This is a genomic window from Exiguobacterium sp. s89, assembly GCF_018617735.1.
In the GTDB taxonomy this organism is placed as follows: Bacteria; Bacillota; Bacilli; order Exiguobacteriales; family Exiguobacteriaceae; genus Exiguobacterium; species Exiguobacterium marinum.
The window spans coordinates 13,020-34,534 of record NZ_JACSKS010000009.1; the positions used below are offsets into that span (position 1 = coordinate 13,020).

Sequence of the window (21,515 nt, forward strand, 5' to 3'; positions counted from 1 at the left end):
TTGAAATCCTCCTCTTTCTGTTTCGACACAATCATCATTTTACCATTAATCGTAGACAATTCGCATCTAATCGTAGACAATTCGCATCCGACTTGTCTAGAAAATCTGAAACTCTTACACCAATAATCGCGAGAATCCGTCCAGAAGCGTCTTCAAGCAGTGGCAGCATCGGACGAATGGATCGATCAATTTTTTCATCAATTAAAATTCGAGCCACTTTTTTTGTCCCTACGGTTAAACGCATCCGATCACCCGGTTTAATTGTACGAATTATGAGCGGATATGTGATTTCATGTAATGGGATGCCCTCTTCCCCCTCCTCGATAGACAGGGAGATTGTCCGCTCTCCGAATTGAACCACAGTCGGTAGCGTTTCAACTTGAATCGGATGGAGCGGATAGATGTTTAAACGTTGTACAAGATTAAGTACCCTATTCCGCTTGGTCATGAACCATTCCCCCTGGAGATGATAAATGCCTGTATCCTTTTGACTCATCAATAGTTTTTCGATCGCCTCAGTCACATTTACCTCGTAACGAGCGGACAACAACCGACCGACCGTGTACCGTTCGAGCGATGACAAACGTTCAACGTGATCAAGTTTCACATGAAACGCTTTCATTTCGAGTTCTACATATGCCTCCACCCACCGTTCGCACGATTGGTACCGTCTATCCCAGTCGGCACGGGCCAATTTTGCCGCTTCGCTGACTTCTTTCACAACCGATGGCCACGTCTGTTTCAGTTTCGGCACGATCTCATGGCGAATAAGATTCCTTAAGTAGGTGCGTTCTTGGTTTGTTGCGTCTTCGCGCCACTCTAATTCGTTCTGTCGGGCATACTCAATCAGTTGAGCTTTCGACTCATATAACAACGGACGGATGAGTCTCCCGTTACCAAATTTCCGGATTTCGGGAATCCCTTTCACTTCAATCACGTTTCGATGAAGTTGAATGAGCACCGTTTCTAACTCATCGTCCGCATGATGTGCCGTTGCCAATGTGTCATATCCATATTCACTCATGACGTCTTCAAAGAATTGATATCGGGCCTCTCGATATCGCTCTTGTGATTTTCCTTTTTGAAAATCAAGACGCTTCCCATGAAACGGGATTTGATAGGATGCCGCTATATTTGCGACGAACGTATACTCTTCATCTGATGCTTCTCGTAGACCATGATGGATATGAGCCACCGCTACGTTCCATCCTTGTTTGACAAGGCGGTCTAAAAGGACAATCGAATCCACACCGCCAGACACAGCGACGAGCACCTTTTTCATGAATTCCCTCCTTAGGTATAACAAAAGAAGCCATCTCGTTTGAGATGGCTTCTTTTCGCTTAGGCTAAGTGACCCGTACGGGATTCGAACCCGTGTTACCGCCGTGAAAGGGCGGTGTCTTAACCGCTTGACCAACGGGCCTAAATAAAATGGTAGCGGCGGAGGGAGTCGAACCCACGACCTCACGGGTATGAACCGTACGCTCTAGCCAGCTGAGCTACACCGCCATGTTATTGTTGTGTCCTAAGCACATTTTCTATAATAACCAGTCATCATTCGAGTGTCAATTCTTTTTTATATTTTTTTAATAAAAAAATCGTGTATAGCGTCGTCTTCCCCACTATACACGATTTTATAACGTTTTTACATCATGCTTCTGATGCGATTGGGCGATATTTTTTCTTCCATGCGATTCGGAAGTACGCCCACAGCAATGCAAAGCATCCGGCAGCCACAAACGTTAAATAGATGGTAGCTGTCTGCAAGTACTGTGCACCGTCTGCCGATAGAATTTCTTTATACCCAGCAACCGTATATGTCATTGGAAGCAGTGCATTGAACGGTTGTAACGCTCTTGGAATCAATTCGAGCGGGAACGTTCCCGCAGACGTCGTCAATTGCAAAATCAACAAGACGATTGCCACAAAACGCCCCGGATTTCCGAGCGTTGTCACGAGCAACTGCACGATAAAGAGGAACGTGATGCTCGTCAACCAGCTGAAACCGAAGAATTTCAACGGCTCGCTCACTTCAAGACCGAGTAGTTGCACCATTGCCACATCGAGAATCAAGGCCTGAAGGAATCCGACGACAACGAGAACGCCAGACTTCGACATCACCCATGACAGACTCCGTTTTGGACGCCCCACTGGATCGTACAATGGATAGACGATCGAGAGAAGGAGTGCCCCGACAAAGAGTCCAAGTGACATGAAGTACGGAGCGAATCCTGTACCGTAGTTCGGCACTTCGTGAATCGAGTTGTCGACGAGCGCAACCGGACCTGCCATCATCTCCACATTATTGTCAGTTAACCCGATATCTGCATCTTCCGCGCCTTTTAGTAAGGCGTCACGAAGTTCATCGCTACCGGATGCAAGGTCTGTCATCCCATCGGCGAGTTCACCGCTACCGGATTGAAGTTCTTGTCCACCGTCTGCTAACTGACTCGCGCCATTCGCTAGCTCACTTGTTCCGGCACCAGCATCCTGCGCGCCGTCTGCAAGCTCACGACTACCGGATTGAAGTTTTTGACCGCCATCAGCTAACTGATTCGCGCCGTTGGCTAACTCACTTGTTCCGGCACTAGCGCTCTTCGCACCATCCGCAAGCTTCACACTTCCCTCAGAGAGTTGTCCAGTCGCGGCTACGAGCTTATCACTGCCTGTTACGAGTTCATTCGTCCCATCTTGAAGTTGCGTCGCACCTTGATTGAGTTTCGAACTGGCTGCCACAAGCTCTTGTGAGCGACCGGCCGCTGTTTGCGTGCCTTGCTCGATTTGACTAGAGCCACTGGCTAATGCTTTAGCGCCTTCGACCAATTTTGTTTGACCTGTGCTTAATTCAGAAAGTCCTGACGAAAGTTCTCCAGCACCTGCCTCTGCTTGCTCTAGACCAGCAGCTAATGAGGTTTGTCCATCCTTCACTTTCGTCGCACCAGCAGCTAATTGATCAAAACCTGCCGCCGTTTCTTGTTTTCCATCGCTTAGTTGCGCAGCGATGGCTTGAAGCATTTCAGGTGACGCGGATTGACCCGATTCGGCGAGTGCCGTCAGTTGTCCAATCAACTCATCTTGCTTCGCGGTCAACTCAGATTTCATTTGTCCGATTCCATTGACCAATTCCGTTTGACCCACGACAAGTGCCGCGTTACCGTCTTTCGCGGTGGTCAATGCACCCGCAAGTTGATTTGCGCCGTCATTTAATGCGGACGCACCCTCTTTCGAGCGTTCAATTCCTGCAGAAAGGTCTTGAACGCCTTGGTTCAACGTTTTTGCACCTGTATGCAGTTCATCTAGTTTTGATGCAAAAGTTCCTGTGCCTTCAACGAGTTGACTCGTTCCGTCTTGTAACGCGGAGGCACCATCGCTGACACGATGTACACCATCTGAAAGAGAGGCTGAGCCTTCATGAACTTGTTGACTCCCATCTGCAAGTTCAGAGGAACCATCAACCAGTTGAGTCACGCCATCATTTAATTGACTTGCTCCATCTGCGAGTTCACGCTGTTTCGAAGCGAGTAGTTTTGTTCCATCTGCTAGCTCAGAGGAACCATCGGCCAACTGGGCAATCCCATCATTTAACTGACTTGCTCCATCTGCTAGCTCACGTTGTTTCGAAGCAAGTAACTCCGTCCCATCCGCCAATTTGACGGCACCGTCTTTAGCTGTTTTTGAGCCTTCTGCAAGTTTTGTTGCACCGTCTGCCGCTTCACCAAGTCCGTCAGCTACATCATTCAGCCCATCTTTCAACGCACTGACGTACTGTTTCGATACCTCGGTCGAAAGCTCCGCTTTTACTTGCTCCATCGCGGAACCACCGATTTGCGCAGCTAAGAAATTATACGATTCATTCGCAATATACTTCAATTCAAGTTGCTCTGGATCCTCATCCAAAGCTGTCGTTGCTTTTTCCGAAAAGTCTTCCGGAATCTCAATCGCCATATAGTAATCATGGTCTTCCAATCCAGATTCCGCTTCTTTTTCGGTCGTCTCGACAAACTCGAACGCTTCCGACTTCAATAACTTGTCAATGAGATCGTCCCCAATCTCAAGCGACTCCCCTTCAAACGTTGCCCCTTTGTCTTCATTGACGATGGCGACCGGCAAATCTTTCATCTGTCCGTAAGGATCCCAGAAAGCCCATAAAAACATACCGGCATACATTAGCGGTACGAGTGCGACTGCGAGAATCGGAACCAACACACGTGGGTTCTTAAAGATACTTCGCCACTCCGCCGTCCACAGTTTCCATCCATTCATTTTTCTCTCCACCTTCACTTATAAAACATAACTATTTTTTCATGTTCCCTATTTTGCTCCCTTCCTCGAAAAAAAGCAACTATTTTAGTTATTTTTCATAATTTTTTTTCAAAACAAAAAAAGTCGCGAACAAAAATGTTCACGACTCGTCTTGTATTAAGACCTATATAGTTACGAGTAGAAGCTAATTGGTATTCGAAGGATTACCCGCGTTTGGCTCCACGTCCACCGCGTTTCGAATCTGTTTGACGTTTCAAAGTCGTAAGACGCTCGTCGCTATCTTTCAAAAATTTACTCATCAATGTATCAAATGTTTCTGGCTCGCGGCGCTGCGGTTCGCGACGACCACCACCACCACGTGGGCCACCACCGCTGCGTCCACCAGGACGTGGACCGCCTTGACTAGGGCCACCCGGGCGTGGACCACGAGAGAAACGCTCACCGGCCGGACGCTCTGGACGTTCGCTTACAGGGCGGTCTACTGCTTTTTTGATGGATAATCCAATTTTCCCATCGCTTTCGACGTTCAATACTTTCACCGTGACTTCTTGACCGACTGTCAACACTTCATTGATATCTTTGACGTAAGAGTCTGCCACCTCACTGATGTGCACTAAACCTGTTTTGCCGTTCGGGAGCTCGACGAACGCTCCGAAATGCGTAATCCCTGTGACCTTACCTTGTACCTTGCTTCCTACTTCAATTGACATAAAATAATGTACTCCTTTTTTTGATTGATTCTTTACAATTATACGAGTCGTTTCCTCAACGGTCAACGAACCAACTTATTCTTCTGGTGAGAAGTAGAAAATAATCTCTCCATCTTTAGAGAAAAGCAGCTCATTTCGCGCTAAGTTTGCGATATAATCCTCATCTTGTAATCGCTCCGCTTGCTCTTTCAATTCATCTTGCTCGTCTTGTTGTTCACGCAACTCTACTTTTGCTTGAGCGTATGCTTGTCGTTGGTCCGACACATAGCCGACTTTTGAAAAGTAACTCTGCCCAATCAAGACCATAACAAATAAAAATAGGAGTGAGGCCGCCGCCAAACGACGGCGAAGATGAATTCGTCGCCGATGTGTGTCTTTTTCCAGCTGTTCTCTACGCTCGTCTAGCGCACGAATGCGCCGTTGTCGATCCATCGGATTACGTCCATTCATCGCCTCATCCCCCTCCTCTTAATACACTAAGTATACTTTTTTTTACGAGTTGATACTACCATCCATCTTCTCTTCTTTAAGTAAACGATACATTTCTTTCGCATCTTCTTTACGTGCATGTTCCGCGATTGAATCAATAACGACCGTAACGAGCTTATTTCCGAACCGGATTTGTAGTTCATCTCCGACTTTGACGTCTGTGCTCGCCTTTGCGACTTGTCCATTCAATTGAATCCGTCCCTGATCTGCTACTTCTTTCGCTAACGTACGACGCTTGATCAAACGTGATACCTTTAAAAATTTATCTAGTCTCATAAACCTTTCTCCTTTGCCTCGTTCCAAAGTTCATCCATTTGTTCGAGTGTCATCTGCTGAAGGTCCCCATTTACTTCAATGTATTCGAATCGACGTTTAAACTTTCGGTTCGTCTGTTCTAGAGCTTGCTCGGCATTCAGCCCAACGTATCTCGCGATATTGACGATGGAAAACAATACATCTCCCAATTCTGATTCGTCACCAAGTTCCTCACGCCATTCGTTCAATTCTTCTTCGAGCTTCGTGAAGGCCCCGGATACGTCATCCCATTCAAACCCTACTTGGGCGGCTTTCTTTTGAAGTTGTTCCGCCCTCATCAATGAAGGTTGGTCGATGAGCACACCATCGAGATGCGATTGTTTCTTTTCCCCTTTTTCGGCTTGTTTAATCGTGTTCCAATTTTTCACGACCTCGGAGGCGTTTTCAACTGTGATGTCCCCAAAGACGTGTGGATGACGACGTACCATCTTTTCACTAATCGAACCAATCACATCACGAATATCAAAGTACCCCTCATCTGCACCGATTTGAGCATGTAACATGACTTGGAGCAAGACGTCGCCCAGTTCTTCAATAATCGCATTATCATCTTCTGCATTGATGGCTTCAATCAGTTCGTACGCTTCTTCCAGTAAATACTTCCGAAGCGACTCATGTGTCTGTTTGCGGTCCCATGGGCAGCCGTTCGGACCCCGAAGTGTTGCAATAATCTGTTTGAGTGTCGCAAAATCTTTCGCTAAATACGATTCGTCGACGAGCGGTGGCACATAGAGCGTCGTCAAATTGTTCACTTCCGCCACACGGTCCATCTCGAATAGCGGAATGTGTTCGATTCGTTCTTGTGTAGTTCCTGCAGCGGTCACAAGGGTGACGGGATGCTCATCCGGATAACGCTCCATTAGCTGCACTTTGACATCCCCTGCTACAAATCCATCGTACACTTGACCAATAAGAATGTGCTGGGTGACCTGCAGTCGTTCAAGGTCGAGGGCTGTCGCATCAAGCAGTTGAAATCCATTGATTGGATCGATTTGAAGCGCTTGAAACATCGCGTCTAAAAAGCTTTGACCGCCAAGCACATGAAGATCGGCTCCGCGTTCCACCAACAGTTCAACGGTCCGTTCTGCTACGAAAGGATGACCCGGTACAGCATAAGTGATCGCCATTTCTTCACATTTATTCATTAATGTCTCAACAATCTGATTATAGACCTCTTCAAAAGTTTCGCTTGATTCGTAAATCGAATCAAAAGAATCGAATACGAGCCCTTCTGATTCTAACTCACGAACGACCGGATGCTCTTTCGTCCGCAACCAGACGAGTGGTTGCTGTTTTAAATGGCGGTACACACCGAGTGGTAATTGATTTAACTCGCCGGACCCGAGTCCGACCACCGTGATTGTATAACCCATATCAGTTCTCCTTTTTCTCGAGCACATCGAGTAGACGACTTCCGAACGGAATCAACTCCCATTCCGCAAGTGACAACATCCGTGTGCTCCATAATCTCCATATATAGAGGACGGCCCCGCTACTCACCATCCCGATCAACCATCCGAAAGCAGTGATTCTTGAATCGACCCACATCTGACCAACCCAGTTTAACACGGCAATGAGGAATATCATGGGTACCAGGGCTTTCCATAGCGATTTGTAATGTTTCGACCGAAACGAGCCGAGCGGAATCGAACGGTCGAGCGCTTTAAAGTTATAGAATGCCATCGCCAAAAAGCCGATCGAGGTACCAATTGCCGCCCCCTCAATCCCATAGATTGGGACAAGCCATGCATTCGTCACACTCTTCACCAAAATCGCGACGACCATACTACGAGCGGCGACCCATTCTCGATCAATCGCCTGCAAACAAGTCATACTTACAATCGCCAAAGAGGCAGCAAACGTACTTGTAGCTAAAAACATAAGTGCTTGTGTTCCTGACTCATCTTCAAATAGTGCCACGTTCAAGAAGAACATGACCCCTATCAAGCCGATCGTCGCTGCACCAGCAATCGCAGTCGTCACCCGAATCATCGAACGGAGTCCTTGTGTCGTCTTTTGTAGATGTCCCGCCCGATAATGACGGACGAGCATCGGCACATTGGCCATCCCGATGGTCGTCGTGAACAAGATGGCGAATTGGACGAGCGGGTATCCCCGATCAAACACTCCTTTGCTCACCTTCGCGTCATACGTCCCCCCCATCAAATTGACGATGGTGAAAGAGTCGACAAGTTGCATCCATAGAATCCCGAGCGAAGCGAATCCAACCGCGAAACCCGTCGTCAATAAGAGACGCATCCCTCTTCGAAACGTGACCCGTCGCACCTTCACAATCTGCAAACCACGCGTTCGATAGACCAAAAAGACAATCGCTACGATTCCACCGATGAGTGTCGCACCGTACGCATATTGGCTAAGCGTATATGCATCTTTTCCGAGTCGTACCCCGATCCATAATAGCGACAGCATGACTGTGACGCGGACAAAGTTCTCGAGCACTTGTGACCATGCGCTCGGTCGTAAGTCATCTCTCGATTGAAAAGCGCCACGTAATACGGCCGAGGCTGGCATAAGTAAATAACTTAAACTGATCACCCGGAGTGCCGGTGCCAGCTGCTCATCTCCTAGCCATCCGGCAAGGGTCGGTGCGAATACCCATACCGTAACAACGAGGACAATCGATAGTAGAAACAGCGCATAAAAGCTCCCCCATAGCACTTCCAACTTTCGATTTTCCCCTTTTGTCCCGACACCAATTTTCGCAATAACGACTGGCATCGCATAAATCCCGAGTGAAGCCACGATCGCAGCGAATGGATAGACGGTTTGATAGGCATAGAGCCCGAAGTCACCCGCTAAGTTTTGATACGGGACACGATAAGCGAAGCTAATCAGTTTCGACACGTAGCCGGCAATGGCGAACAAGACGACGCCTTGCGCAAATTTACTTGGCGACTGCATCGCCTACCAACCGCTTCGTCAGTTCCTCTAATACAGTATCGGCATCATTTAGGAGCTCTGTTAGGGGGACACGGCCACTGAGCGATAGTTTCAACGCCCCATCTTCTTGACCCACCCCAAGTTTGCGACCGAGCGGCATTGTCCATTCCATGAAGGATGATACATCAAGTGCAGCTGTCGACTCTTTTGATAAGACGATTTCAATGCGTCCCGGTGTTTGCTTGATCCGACTCACTTTTGCCAGTTCTCCGTAAATACGTAAGCGCGTCAGTTGAATGAGAAGCGCGACCGGTTCAGGGAATTCACCAAATCGCTCAATCAATTCGTCTTGAAGGGCGAATAATGCGCTTGGCGTATCCGCATATTTGAAACGTTTGTACATCTCGATTTTTAATTCACTATCCGACAAATAATTATCTGGGATATACGCATCCGCTTGGAATGCAATTTCCGGCTTGAATACAACTTGTTTTGCTTGTCCACGCATTCGGTCTTTCCGCTCCTCGATTGCTTCGGAGAGCATTTGTGAGTACAGATCGAAACCGACCGAATCGATAAACCCTGATTGTTGTGCACCTAGCAAATTACCAGCACCCCGAATCGACAAGTCCCGCATCGCAATCTTAAAGCCACTTCCGAGCTCCGTGAACTCTTTAATGGCCTGAAGTCGATTTTCGGCGACTTCCGTTAATCGCTTATCTTTTCGATAGGTGAAGTACGCGTAGGCGATTCGATTCGAGCGTCCGACACGCCCACGAAGTTGATAGAGCTGCGACAACCCCATCTTGTCAGCATCATGGACGATAAGTGTATTGACGTTTGGAATATCGATTCCCGTCTCGATGATTGTCGTCGAGACTAAAATATCTGCCTCTCCTTCTAAAAAGCTGATCAATTGGCTCTCGAGCTCACTCTCCGTCATCCGTCCATGTGCCGTCGCGATACGCGCGTCCGGTAATAGGGCACGAATTTCTTCCGCTTTTCGTTCGATACCTTCGACACGGTTATAGAGGAAGAACGCCTGCCCACCACGAGCGAGTTCACGCTCTAAAGCTTCACGCAAGACGATCCCGTCATACTCCATGACATATGTTTGGACCGGATATCGATTTTCAGGTGGTGTTTCCAATACGGACAAGTCACGGATTCCAATCATCGACATATGGAGCGTCCGCGGAATCGGTGTGGCAGTCAACGTGAGCACGTCGATATTCGTCTTCAGTTGTTTCAAACGTTCTTTATGTTTAACGCCGAACCGTTGTTCTTCATCGATGATGACGAGACCAAGATTGGCAAACATTACGTCTTTAGACAACACGCGGTGTGTACCGACGACAATATCAATCGTCCCTTCTTTCAAGCCCTTCTTCGTCGCGGTCATCTCACTTTTCGAGCGGAAACGGCTCATGACCGACACATTGATTGGAAATTCGCTGAATCGTTCGAGCATCGTCTCATAATGCTGTTGGGCGAGGACGGTCGTCGGGACAAGAAATGCGACTTGCTTTCCGGCGAGTACCGCTTTAAATGCCGCCCGAATCGCCACTTCCGTTTTCCCATATCCGACATCTCCGCATAAGAGACGATCCATCGGACGCGAGCGTTCCATATCTGCTTTGATTTCAGCAATCGAGCGAACTTGATCTTCTGTTTCAGCGTACGGGAATGAAGATTCAAACTGACTCATCTCTTCATCGTCCGACGGAAACGCAAAACCAACCGAGGCCTCTCGTGCCGCATACAGTTTAATCAACTCATCGGCAATGTCTTCAACCGATTTAGCGACCTTCGATTTGACCTTCTTCCATTCCGTGCCACCCAGTTTATAAATCTTCGGTTCTTTTCCTTCTGCCCCGACATATTTTTGCACGAGATCAATTTGGTCGACTGGTACGTAAAGGGCATCGTCACCAGCATAGACGAGATGCAAGTAGTCCTGATGAATCCCACCGACCTCAATCGTTTTGATGCCTAAGTACTTTCCGATTCCATGGTGCACGTGGACGACATAATCGTTCGGCTTCAACTCTTGGTAACTCTTGATTCGTTCCGCGTTCGTCAAGTTCTTCGTCTGACGTTTCCGTTTCGTCACACGTTTGAACAGTTCTTCTTCTGATACAACGACAAGACGACTCGTAGATAATTCAAACCCACCTTCAATTTGACCGATAATGACGGACACACGTCTCGGCTCTAACTCTCCATCGACATTCGTAAACGTCGAGGAAATGCCATAGTCTGAAAGAAGTGCTGTTATTTTATCTGCACGCGACCGATCTCCCGCGAGCACGACAATTCGTTGATCACCTTGTTGCCAACGTTCCACTTCTTGTTTCAATAAGTGCATCTGTCCGTGAAATGCCGGTAGCGGACGACAGCTCAAATGAACCGTGTCGGTCTCAGGTATACCTGAACGACGAGACGGCAATAATGAGAAGGCCACTTGTTTCAAGTCAAGGAACACTTTATGCATTGGGACAGCGAGCGTATAGTTACTGACCGCTTCCCCTTTTTCGATGAGCGAAGAGAACCACTCGGCGTCTTCCCGGTCCTGCACATCCGCGGCGTCATCAATTCGTGCCACTTCATCCAAAATGAGTACGGCGTCTTTTCCTACGTAATCAAGAAGCGTTGATGTATAAAGAAGTGGCGAATACTTTCCTACTTTATCTGGGAAATCACCACGCTCTAAACGTTCGATATCCGTCACGACTCCTTCATCGAGCGCCTGACGAATCACATCGTTTGTAATCAATTCCACCGTTCTGTCGTATTGCTTGCGAAGAGCGCTACCCGCTTGTTTCAGCTGTTCCTCAGTCGCAACAAACTCCGTTGCAGGCGTAATACACACTTCCCCTATCACCCCGAGCGAACGTTGGGTTTCGGCATCAAACGTAAAAATCGAATCAATTTCAGTGTCAAACAAGTCAATTCGATATGGACGCGCTTCTGTGAGCGGGTAAACGTCTAATATGCTACCTCGTACGGAAAACTCCCCTGGCGTCGTTACAGTTGCCGTCCGTTCATACCCCATCCCTGACAATTGTTTCGCAAAATCCGCTAAATCGAGATCACTTCCAGGCTTCAACATGACGCGGCTGTCTTGCCATGCTTTTGGACTCGGCATGTAACGTCGTAATCCACCGAGTGGCACGACAACAACGCCTCCTGTTTGGTCAAGGAGACGGGTACGGGCATCGATTCGGGCGGCCAACAGTTCCGGACTAGATGTCAGTGATAGTTCACCTGCTAGCGTCTCATCAATTGGATAAAGCAGTGTTTGATCAGGGCCGATGAGTGATTCAAGTTGATCAAACATTTTTTGTGCTTGATACATATTGTGTGTCACGACGACGAGGCGTCTCGCTGACGATTTCACGAGTCCTGCTAAGACAAGAGCTTTCGCGCTCGTCGTCAGACCCGTTACCAATTGACGGTCCACTTTTTGTAGCCGCTCGCGAATGACATTCGTCTCAGGGAGCGCCACCATAAATCTTTCTAAAGCATTCATTTGTTTTCCTCCAACTCATACGACAAAAAAGGGTGCGATGACCCTTTAGTTGTATCGATTCATCAGTGCTAGCCAATCTGTATCTACAAAATCAGTTGCTGCAGTTACGGCGTTGTCGATTGTCTCGTTCAACTCCGATAACTCATCTTTCCGATAGTTCATCAACACCCAGTCGACAACTTTAATCGGATGCGGGGGACGACCGACACCAAGCTTCAATCGCTTGAATTCAGTGGTTCCTAAATGTTGAATAAGTGATTTGATTCCGTTATGACCACCCGCGCTTCCTTTCGGACGGAAGCGAAGCTTGCCGGGAACCATATCCAAATCATCATAAATCACCAATAAGTCGTCAATCTCAATCTTATAATAATCTAAAATGGGACGGACCGCTTCACCCGACAAGTTCATATACGTAAGCGGCTTCACGAGTACAACGCGTTCACCATTGATTCTTCCCGTTCCCATAAGGGCATTAAACTTCGCCTCATTCAGCGAGATGCCATGCTTTTCTGCGAGACGATCAATCGCTAAAAAACCGACATTGTGTCGCGTCATCTCAAACTTTTTCCCGGGATTTCCAAGACCGACGATGCATTTCATATCATTTCCTCCTGAACAAAAAAGCCCAAAGGCGAATGCCTCCGGGCCTCGTTTTTTTAATCGAATAGGGTACTGACCGATTTATGCTCGTGTACGCGCATAATCGCTTCCCCAAGTAAATGGGCAACCGACATTTGCTTGATCTTGCTCGAGCAAGGGCGACCCGTCAAATCGATGGTATTTAGGACAACCAACTCTTTGATCGATGAGTTGTCGATGCGCTCCATCGCTGGACCAGAAAGAACCGGATGCGTACAAGACGCATATACTTCCTTCGCGCCCGCTTCGACGATGGCATCTGCAGCAAGAGTGATTGTACCCGCTGTATCGATGATGTCGTCAATCAAAATCGCTGTTTTCCCTTCAACGCTTCCAACGATGTTCATGACTTCAGCGACATTCGCTTTCGGACGACGCTTGTCAATGATGGCAATCGGTGCTTTCAAACGTTCTGCCAATTTTCGTGCGCGTGTCACGCCACCGTGATCTGGAGAAACGACCACGATATCTTTCGCTTGAAACTCTTCTGTTTCAAAGTAAGTCGAGATGAGCGGTACACCGAGTAATTGGTCAACCGGAATATTGAAGAATCCTTGAATTTGCGCTGCATGCAAATCCATCGTGATGACGCGTGTCGCACCCGCTACCGTAAGAAGGTCAGCGACAAGTTTCGCTGTGATCGGTTCACGCGAGCGTGCTTTACGGTCTTGACGTGCGTACCCGTAATACGGCATCACGATGTTAATCGTACGGACAGAAGCACGTTTGAGTGCATCAATCATGACGAGCAATTCCATGAGCGTTTCGTTTACAGGCGAGCTTGTTGATTGGATGACATACACATCATCTCCACGAACACTTTCCTCGATGTTAATATAGAGTTCACCGTCGCTGAAACGTTTGACTTGGCAATCACTGAGCGGGACACCAATTTCTTTCGCGATTTCTTCAGCAAGCGGGCGGTTCGAGTTTAAGCTAAATAGACGAATTTCTCGTTCGTATACAGTAGACATGTTTAGGATTCTCCTCCATCGTTTTCCATAATGACTGGCAGCAAGTTATCGTTTTGTGTAACCTTCTTTATTCGTTTGGCGTTCGCGTGCAATCGCAAGCGCCTCTTCCGGTACATCATTTGTAATCGTCGAGCCGGCTGCGACAATCGCACCTTTCCCGACTTTTACAGGGGCAATCAAGTTGACATTGCAGCCGACGAATGCATCGTCTTCTACGACTGTCTCAAACTTATTTTTGCCGTCATAATTCACCGTAATCGATCCGCATCCTAAGTTGACACGTTCACCGATCGACGCATCCCCGATATAGCTCAAGTGCGAAGCTTTCGCACCATCACCGAACGTTGATTTTTTAATCTCAACAAAGTTACCGACGCGTGTGTTCGCGCCAAGAACAGCTTGTTGACGCAAGTGAGCGAAAGGTCCGACTTGAGCCTCTTCACCGACCCGACTGTCTGTCACGACAGACTGGCGAACAACGGCATTGTCTTCAATCACACTGTTACGGATGTCCGAGTTTGGACCGATCACACATTCCGAGCCGATTGTCGTCTTCCCAAGAATGACTGTCCCCGGATAAATGACCGTATCCGAACCAATCACCACATCTGGAGAAATGTATGTCGATGCAGGATCCATAAATGTAACCCCTTCACGCATGAGACGTTCATTCGTCCGTTTCCGCATGATCGCTTCCGCTTGTGACAAGGCCACGCGGTCATTGACCCCAATTGTCTCATCAAACGTCGGTGCTGTATGCGCCGCTACCACTTCGCCCGATTCTTTTGCGATTGCGATGACATCAGGTAAGTAATATTCACCCTGTGCATTATTGTTTCCGACTCGTTTAAGTGCATCGAATAACAATTCGTTATCAAACACGTACGTACCCGTATTGATTTCATTGATGGCGAGCTCTGTCTCAGAAGCATCTTTATGTTCCACGACTTTTGTCACGTTCCCATCTTCACCACGAATCACACGACCGTATCCTGTCGCGTCGTCGGCAATCGCAGTCAGTACAGTGACTTTCGCTTGTTGCGCTTCATGATGAGCGAGAAGGGCTTCTAACGTTTCCGCTGTAAGTAGCGGTGTATCTCCACAGACGACGAGTGTCGCCCCTGATTTACCCGCAAGCTCTGCTTCTGCCATTTGAACAGCATGTCCCGTTCCAAGTTGTTGTTCTTGGACCGCATACTCTACTCGTGTGCCGAGCGTATCTTGTACCGCTTCCGCCCCATGGCCAACGATTACGATTTGACGACTGACACCGATTTGGTCTAACTGGTCGACAACATGCTCAACCATTGGTTTCCCTAGAACCGGATGAAGTACTTTATAAAGCTTCGACTTCATTCGCGTCCCTTTTCCTGCTGCCAAAATGACTGCAAAACGCTCCATTCTTGATTCGCTCCTATCTCACAACAGCTGTGATTGGTCTGTATAGTTCGGCTTATCTGTAACTAAATCCTATTTACACCGTTTCTACTATATCGAAACCGTGCCTTCGTTTCAATAGTTGTACCGTTCCTTAACCATTGAAACGCAAAAAAACAGCGGTAGGGAACCTAACCGCCGTTTCCTGTCATTCATTCATACCGTAAGACACTTGTTGTGGGTCAAGGACGTCCACACCCATATTGGAATAGGTTTCCAAAACAGCTGCTTCAACTTTCTGTCGCATCTCCCCATTAATCGGATGCGCGATATCGCGAAAAATACCTTCTGGTGTCCGTTTGCTCGGCATGGCGACAAATAGACCGCTACTCCCTTCGATGATTCGAAGGTCATGTACAACGAATTCATGGTCAAGTGTGATTGAGGCCAATGCTTTCATTCTGCCTTCTGTCGCGACTTTGCGAATTTTTACGTCTGTGATCTGCATGTTTCGCATCCCCTTTATCGTCGTTGTCTACGCCATGGTGTGGTCTTCTGCAAGGTTCAGTTAGTTTCAAACGAACGTCATGACTCCATATTGATAACTCTATACCCTCTAATCATAAAACGAAATCAAAATTTTGCCAATCAATTTAGGAACTGTTCCACATTCCCCCGTGAAATGGTGACGAGACCCTCGTCTGAATCAACATTTGTCAATTTCATCAAACTGACGTATTCGCTGACCATCTTCTTCTCGGCCCCTTCAGCTTCCATCAACACACCGACACCCGCAAGGTTTGCCTCGAATTCATTCAAGAGACTCATCATCCCACGGATTGTTCCCCCGGCTTTCATGAAGTCATCGATCAAAAGTACATTCGCACCGCGTGGCAGACTTCGGCGTGCAAGTGCCATCGTACGAATTGCTTTCGATGAACCAGATACGTAGTTGATACTGACAGTCGATCCTTCTGTGACACGACTATCCGAACGGACGATGACAAATGGGACACCTAATTGTTCGGCAACGGCATAAGCAATCGGGATTCCCTTCGTCGCAATGGTCATGACGACATCAACTTTCCGGTCTGCGAACACAGACGCAAAAACTTGACCCATCGGCTTCACCTGGTTTGGATTACCTAACACGTCGGTTAAGTAGAGGTATCCACCCGGTAATAGACGCTCAGGTTTTGATAACTGATCACAGAGCGTATCAATCATCTCAAGTGATTTGTCTTTACTCCATCCTGGAATAAACATAACACCACCGGCCGCACCAGGAACGGTAACAAGCTTACCAATTCCATCATGAGACAGCATTTCACTAACAATGACAAGATCTTCGCTGATCGAGGACTTTGCAGCTTTATAACGGCTTGAAAACATCGACAACGAGACAAGCTGATGCGGATGGTCAAGCAAATAACGGGTCATATCGACGAGACGACCACTCCTACGAATTTTCATACGGATTCTCCTTCACTTCTTCATTAATAAACGAATGTTCTAATGAAAATATATCACTTTCATTCGTTTTTGTTCAATGTCTTTTGCCGAGAATCCGAACGACGAACACTTCTGGGCAAAATCCTTTTAAACCGTTATAGATTCGGTGCGCTTTTTGCTCGTGTTCAATCAACGCAAAGACAGTCGGTCCACTTCCACTCATGAGAACACCTTCCGCCCCGCAATGACGCATCGTCTCTTTGATTTGTTTTACTTCCGGGTGAAGTTTGAGCGTCACACTTTCGAGCGAATTCCCGAGGTTTTCACAAATTCCGTGAAAATCTTTCTGATGAATCGCTTCCACCATAGCCTCAGTGTTTGGATGATGGACCTCATCCATACGCACAGCCCGATACACATCTGCGGTTGAGACCCCGATTTTTGGTTTGCCGAGCACAACGTAACACGGTGGCGGCGCAGGAATCATTTCTAACCGTTCTCCACGCCCTCGGGCAATCGCCGTCCCCCCGATGACACAAAATGACACGTCAGACCCGATTTCCGCACCGAGCTCCGCTAGTTCCTCTAATGACAAGTTTAATGAGAACAGTTCGTTCATCCCGCGAAGCGTTGCCGCCGCATCACTCGATCCACCGGCAAGACCAGCAGCTACTGGAATTTGTTTATCGAGCACAATCTCGATACCTTGTTGAATATTAAAACGCTCACGCAACAACTCCGCTGCCCGATATGCTAAATTTCGATGATCATTCGGCACATAGGCATGTTCCGATTGAATCCGAATCTCATCCGATTCTAGAACTGTCAACTCCAAACGGTCTGCTAAGTCGACTGTCGTCATTATCATTTCTACTTCATGATAGCCGTCCGAACGCTTTCCGAGAACATCGAGCGTCAAATTAATTTTTGCCGGCGCTTTCACACTAATCGTGCGCATCACGTTCACCCTTCCCATTTGTCTCCTGTTCGACATTGTACCGTAAACAGGCGCACAAAAAAAGAAGCAGCTGCCAATGCATCCGCCCCTCATTTATAAATCAATTGCCGAATTCAATTTTAACTGTATCCGTTAGGACATCAGCGTAGCTATACGAGACACGCTCAACATTGTGCAACTCTTCGTCTAATTTCACAACGAAGACCGCAGGATATGTCTCAACGAGCGTTCCAAACCGAGTAACGACTTTCTTACGACCGCCGTTTGCTTTCAACGTCAATCGTTCACCAACATGCGATTCGAGTTTCTGTCTGATTTCTTGTAACGTTTTTGGCATACGCTTCACCTCACTGTTACAAGTATAGCATATTTAAATATGAAAATAAAGATTTATATTATAACGACTAGTTTTAAGGTCGTCAACTATTTTTAAGTGGTAAAATTGTGTCAGATAATCGTGCGAATTCTTCTAGGCTCAACGTTTCTCCTCGACGCTTTGGATCGATTCCCGCCTCATGAAGTGAGCGTTCGAGTTCGACTTTATGTTCTTTTCCAATATAGTTTGTCAAGTTGTTCAGAATGGTTTTACGACGTTGTGCGAAGCTTGCGCGCGCGACATCAAAGAAAAAGGCCTCGTCCTTCACCTGTACAGCCGGCTCCTTGCGCATTCGAAGCGTGATGACGGCCGAATCGACGTTCGGCGCTGGAATGAATACGTTTTTCGGAACGATAAAACTGACTTCTGTCTCCGCGTAGTACTGAATCGCAATCGATAGTGAACCGTATGCCTTCGTTCCAGGTTTTGCACCAATCCGTTCTGCCACCTCTTTTTGAATCATCATGACGAGTGAACGGAATTTCACACCACTCTCGAGCAATCGCATGATGATCGGTGTTGTAACGTAGTAGGGCAAGTTTGCGACAACGGATATATCTTCAATACCTTCATTTAAAAATTCCTGCTCGACGATTTCACGTAAATTTAATTCTAAAGCATCCCCATGAATCACTTTCACGTGCGGATACGGTGACATCGTATCTTCGAGAATCGGTAAAAGACGTTGGTCAATCTCAAGCGCCACGACTTTTTTGGCGCGCTTGGCCGACTGCTCCGTTAGCGAACCGATCCCGGGACCAATCTCGAGTACTCCGCTTGATTCACTCAGTTCTGCTGCACCGACAATCTTACTTAAAATATTTAAATCGATTAAAAAGTTTTGACCTAGCGATTTTTTGAATGAAAAACCGTGGCGCTCTAAAATTGATTTCGTTCGTTGGATTGTTGCAATGTCTTTCAACCCTGTTCCTCCTCTAATTGAGCAAGTGCCTGCTCCCACTCTTCAATCGTGACGCCGAGCGCCTCGACCCGTTTGACAAATTGTTTGGCGTTCGGCTCACCGATGCGAAGCAGTACGCCGAGCCGTTTCCGACGCGTCGCAGCCGCTGTACCTCCGATTAAATCAGCCTCTAATACCATCTTCCGTGTAACGATCGGTTGATCTGTTTCGACACGCGGTTCAAATACCGAACGCAAGACGCGACGAATCGACTCAGGATTCGCGTGTTCTACACCAATTTTCCCACGTTTGTCCTTTGCCTCGGCACGAGGCAGGTGGGCATGCTTACACCCTTTGACCCGCTCCTCGACGATTGCTCGAATCCGGTCCCCCGGGTAATCGGGGTCCGTCAAAATGATGACCCCCCGTTTTTCTTGTGCACGACGAATTCGTTCGATCGTCTGATCAGACACGGCAGAGCCGTTCGTCTCAATCGTATCGACATCGAATACCTCTTGAAGTCGCGCCGTATCGTCACGCCCCTCTACGACGATGATTTCTTGTATTTTCTCACGCATTGTCTGATCCTTCTTTCTCTTCTTCTTGTTTCGGAATCACCCAGATGGTGAGCGGCTTACGACCAAACGTCACGGCCTCTTCCTTTTCATCCATCATGATGTCGATTTTTTGGCCTTTGATCGCACTTCCTGTATCAAGGGCAATCGCCATACCAATCCCTTCAACGTATACGCGGGTCCCGAGTGGAATGATAGCAGGGTCAACCGCTATAATCCGCATTCCTTCAAACAGTATCGTGTCCGTCACATCATATCCACTTCTTGTCAGCACGCGCCCGTTATATGTCACCGTATCTTCCGGATTGTTCGTATAAGCGGTCGCTTCTACAAGCAATTGTTTCGCAGATGAGAAATCTAACACGTCATCCGTTTTGGGCGCCTCGACAATCTCCACTTCGGCTTCCGGTATAAACGGGCTCGATTCATCCGCAGTCGTCGGCTCGGTAGTCGATTCCACGACTTCCTTCGTTCCCACTTTGATGATCTGCGGCGTCGTTTTACGCAACGTTTCCACTTCCGTTTTCGTACGATTTGTAATTGTACCATTTTCCACAGTAAGTGCATACCTTGTCCGTTCAAGTCCAGGAACCCCGACTTGTACCGTTTGCTTCACACCTTCGTCGAGCGTCTCATCCTCTTCCTCAACCACCTCAAACGGAATCAACTGGCTCTCATATTGAACAACGTCACGATTCGTGTTGACCGTAATCGTCAATCCTTCACGAATGGATGTCGACAGGGCTGGTATGACCGTGTCACTTTCCGTCACATCGATGTTCTCTTCTGTTAACAGTTGTTTAACGTCTGTTGCCATCGTGTAGATCGTCAACGCATCTTGCCCGACAATCAAATTCACCGCAACAACCGGTTGATAACGAATCGTCATCCCATTCGCCACCGGTGTACGCACGGACGGATATACGGTGTCTCCATCCCGCACGGTCACTCCGTAGCGCAACAACACGTCCTCCACGGTCCTTTCGCGCGTTTGAATCGACTCGATTTGTCCATACCCAATTTGAAGTGACACCTCATGTGAACGCTCAATCCGGATCAGACGGTCTTCCGGTACATCCCCACTCAGTGCTGGTGTGACGTAATCCGTCTCATCTAACGTGATGTTTAATTCTTCAAGCACCTCGAGAACGGAATCTGCCCTTGTCTCATGCTCAATCACGACACCGTCATCGACGACCTTGATTACTTCAGGCTGTAGCATGACATACGCCACAGAAGCGGTCACGATAACACCTATACTAGCTAGCACACGTTTAATCATGGAAGTCGAAACAGCTTCTTCGCGTTAGCTGTCGTCGCTTCTGCCAGTTCATCGAATGCCATGTCTCGAAGTGACGCAATCTCTTCCGCTACATATTTAACGTATGCCGGTTCGTTCCGTTTTCCACGGAACGGGGTCGGGGTCAAGTAAGGACAATCCGTTTCGACGAGAAGACGGTTCAATGGTACTTCTTGTGCGACTGCTTTTGGAACCTTCGCATTTTTAAATGTGACCGGTCCCCCTAACGAGATATAGAAGTTCAAGTCTAAGCAACGCGGCAAAAGTTCAACGGACATGCTATAACTATGGAACACACCACCGACTTCTTCAGCATGCTCTTCTTCTAAAATATCAAGGACATCAGCCGTTGCTTCTCGATTATGAATGACAATTGGCATATTCGTGCGCTTTGCGATGGCAATTTGTTGGCGGAAGAGACGCTGTTGCACGTCTTTCGGCGACTTGTCCCAATGATAGTCGAGACCGATTTCACCTAGTGCCATCACTTTCGGATGACTCATAAGTGCTTCAATCCGTGCCAAATCCGCATTTGTACAATCAATCGCATCGACCGGATGCCACCCCACAATGGCATAGATGTCTTCATGCGCTTCTGCCAACTCGATTGCCCGATCGATGGTCGGCGTATCAAATCCGACGACAAGTAGCGGAGATACTCCTGCTTCTCTCGCCCGCTCGATTGTCTCTCCCACATCCTCGTTGAACTGTTCTGCATTGATGTGCGTGTGTGTATCAATCAACATCTTG

General features: G+C 47.7%; 19 protein-coding genes and 2 tRNA genes. All 21 read right to left on the reverse strand.

Annotated elements, in window-relative coordinates; genetic code table 11:
- Positions 1–34: 34 nt before the first annotated feature.
- The 21 genes from tilS to KNO96_RS14005 all read right to left on the reverse strand — a co-directional run bounded on the left by tilS (position 35) and on the right by KNO96_RS14005 (position 21,511).
- Positions 35–1,282: a tRNA lysidine(34) synthetase TilS gene (gene tilS / locus KNO96_RS13905; protein ID WP_214704520.1), complete on the reverse strand. Its 1,248-nt coding sequence runs from the start codon at positions 1,280–1,282 to the stop codon at positions 35–37.
- Positions 1,283–1,351: 69 nt separating this feature from the next.
- Positions 1,352–1,423, reverse strand: a tRNA-Glu gene (locus tag KNO96_RS13910).
- Positions 1,424–1,432: 9 nt separating this feature from the next.
- Positions 1,433–1,509, reverse strand: a tRNA-Met gene (locus tag KNO96_RS13915).
- A 141-nt stretch (positions 1,510–1,650) separates the two neighbouring features.
- Positions 1,651–4,263 (reverse strand): YhgE/Pip domain-containing protein, encoded by a 2,613-nt coding sequence (locus KNO96_RS13920; RefSeq protein ID WP_214704497.1) that lies wholly within the window; start codon positions 4,261–4,263, stop codon positions 1,651–1,653.
- Positions 4,264–4,466: 203 nt separating this feature from the next.
- The gene (locus tag KNO96_RS13925; protein ID WP_214704495.1) at positions 4,467–4,973 is read right to left on the reverse strand and encodes a S1 domain-containing RNA-binding protein; all 507 of its coding nucleotides are present in this window, start codon (positions 4,971–4,973) and stop codon (positions 4,467–4,469) included.
- A 75-nt stretch (positions 4,974–5,048) separates the two neighbouring features.
- Positions 5,049–5,423 (reverse strand): FtsB family cell division protein, encoded by a 375-nt coding sequence (locus KNO96_RS13930; protein ID WP_214704494.1) that lies wholly within the window; start codon positions 5,421–5,423, stop codon positions 5,049–5,051.
- Positions 5,424–5,465: 42 nt separating this feature from the next.
- Complete coding sequence (locus tag KNO96_RS13935; protein WP_026824785.1) at positions 5,466–5,738, reverse strand: RNA-binding S4 domain-containing protein; 273 nt, start codon at positions 5,736–5,738, stop codon at positions 5,466–5,468.
- Positions 5,735–7,150, reverse strand: a complete 1,416-nt coding sequence (gene yabN, locus KNO96_RS13940) for a bifunctional methyltransferase/pyrophosphohydrolase YabN (protein ID WP_214704485.1) — start codon at positions 7,148–7,150, stop codon at positions 5,735–5,737. The genes KNO96_RS13935 and yabN overlap by 4 nt, the downstream gene beginning before the upstream one ends.
- Position 7,151: 1 nt before the next feature.
- Entirely contained in the window at positions 7,152–8,699 is a 1,548-nt protein-coding gene (locus KNO96_RS13945) for a polysaccharide biosynthesis protein (RefSeq protein WP_214704483.1), read from the reverse strand.
- Positions 8,683–12,210, reverse strand: coding sequence for a transcription-repair coupling factor (mfd, locus tag KNO96_RS13950; RefSeq protein WP_214704481.1), 3,528 nt, complete (start codon positions 12,208–12,210; stop codon positions 8,683–8,685). The genes KNO96_RS13945 and mfd overlap by 17 nt, the downstream gene beginning before the upstream one ends.
- A 45-nt stretch (positions 12,211–12,255) precedes the next feature.
- Positions 12,256–12,813, reverse strand: coding sequence for an aminoacyl-tRNA hydrolase (pth, locus tag KNO96_RS13955; protein ID WP_214704466.1), 558 nt, complete (start codon positions 12,811–12,813; stop codon positions 12,256–12,258).
- A 56-nt stretch (positions 12,814–12,869) separates the two neighbouring features.
- Entirely contained in the window at positions 12,870–13,826 is a 957-nt protein-coding gene (locus KNO96_RS13960; RefSeq protein ID WP_012727731.1) for a ribose-phosphate diphosphokinase, read from the reverse strand.
- A 45-nt stretch (positions 13,827–13,871) separates the two neighbouring features.
- Positions 13,872–15,227 carry a bifunctional UDP-N-acetylglucosamine diphosphorylase/glucosamine-1-phosphate N-acetyltransferase GlmU gene (gene glmU / locus KNO96_RS13965; RefSeq protein WP_214704464.1) on the reverse strand — a complete coding sequence of 452 codons (1,356 nt, stop codon included), beginning with the start codon at positions 15,225–15,227 and terminating at the stop codon, positions 13,872–13,874.
- Between the two features lie 184 nt (positions 15,228–15,411).
- Positions 15,412–15,711, reverse strand: coding sequence for a septation regulator SpoVG (spoVG, locus tag KNO96_RS13970; RefSeq protein ID WP_026824779.1), 300 nt, complete (start codon positions 15,709–15,711; stop codon positions 15,412–15,414).
- A 140-nt stretch (positions 15,712–15,851) separates the two neighbouring features.
- Positions 15,852–16,676, reverse strand: coding sequence for a pur operon repressor (gene purR / locus KNO96_RS13975; RefSeq protein ID WP_214704457.1), 825 nt, complete (start codon positions 16,674–16,676; stop codon positions 15,852–15,854).
- Positions 16,677–16,749: 73 nt separating this feature from the next.
- Positions 16,750–17,613, reverse strand: a complete 864-nt coding sequence (gene ispE, locus KNO96_RS13980; RefSeq protein WP_214704455.1) for a 4-(cytidine 5'-diphospho)-2-C-methyl-D-erythritol kinase — start codon at positions 17,611–17,613, stop codon at positions 16,750–16,752.
- 100 nt (positions 17,614–17,713) lie between these two features.
- Positions 17,714–17,950 carry a Veg family protein gene (locus KNO96_RS13985; RefSeq protein WP_026824776.1) on the reverse strand — a complete coding sequence of 79 codons (237 nt, stop codon included), beginning with the start codon at positions 17,948–17,950 and terminating at the stop codon, positions 17,714–17,716.
- An 82-nt stretch (positions 17,951–18,032) separates the two neighbouring features.
- Positions 18,033–18,911 carry a 16S rRNA (adenine(1518)-N(6)/adenine(1519)-N(6))-dimethyltransferase RsmA gene (rsmA, locus tag KNO96_RS13990; RefSeq protein WP_214701484.1) on the reverse strand — a complete coding sequence of 293 codons (879 nt, stop codon included), beginning with the start codon at positions 18,909–18,911 and terminating at the stop codon, positions 18,033–18,035.
- Positions 18,908–19,468, reverse strand: coding sequence for a ribonuclease M5 (rnmV, locus tag KNO96_RS13995; RefSeq protein ID WP_214704448.1), 561 nt, complete (start codon positions 19,466–19,468; stop codon positions 18,908–18,910). The genes rsmA and rnmV overlap by 4 nt, the downstream gene beginning before the upstream one ends.
- Entirely contained in the window at positions 19,461–20,747 is a 1,287-nt protein-coding gene (locus tag KNO96_RS14000) for a 3D domain-containing protein (RefSeq protein ID WP_214704440.1), read from the reverse strand. The genes rnmV and KNO96_RS14000 overlap by 8 nt, the downstream gene beginning before the upstream one ends.
- Complete coding sequence (locus tag KNO96_RS14005; RefSeq protein WP_214704439.1) at positions 20,744–21,511, reverse strand: TatD family hydrolase; 768 nt, start codon at positions 21,509–21,511, stop codon at positions 20,744–20,746. The genes KNO96_RS14000 and KNO96_RS14005 overlap by 4 nt, the downstream gene beginning before the upstream one ends.
- Positions 21,512–21,515: the final 4 nt, after the last annotated feature.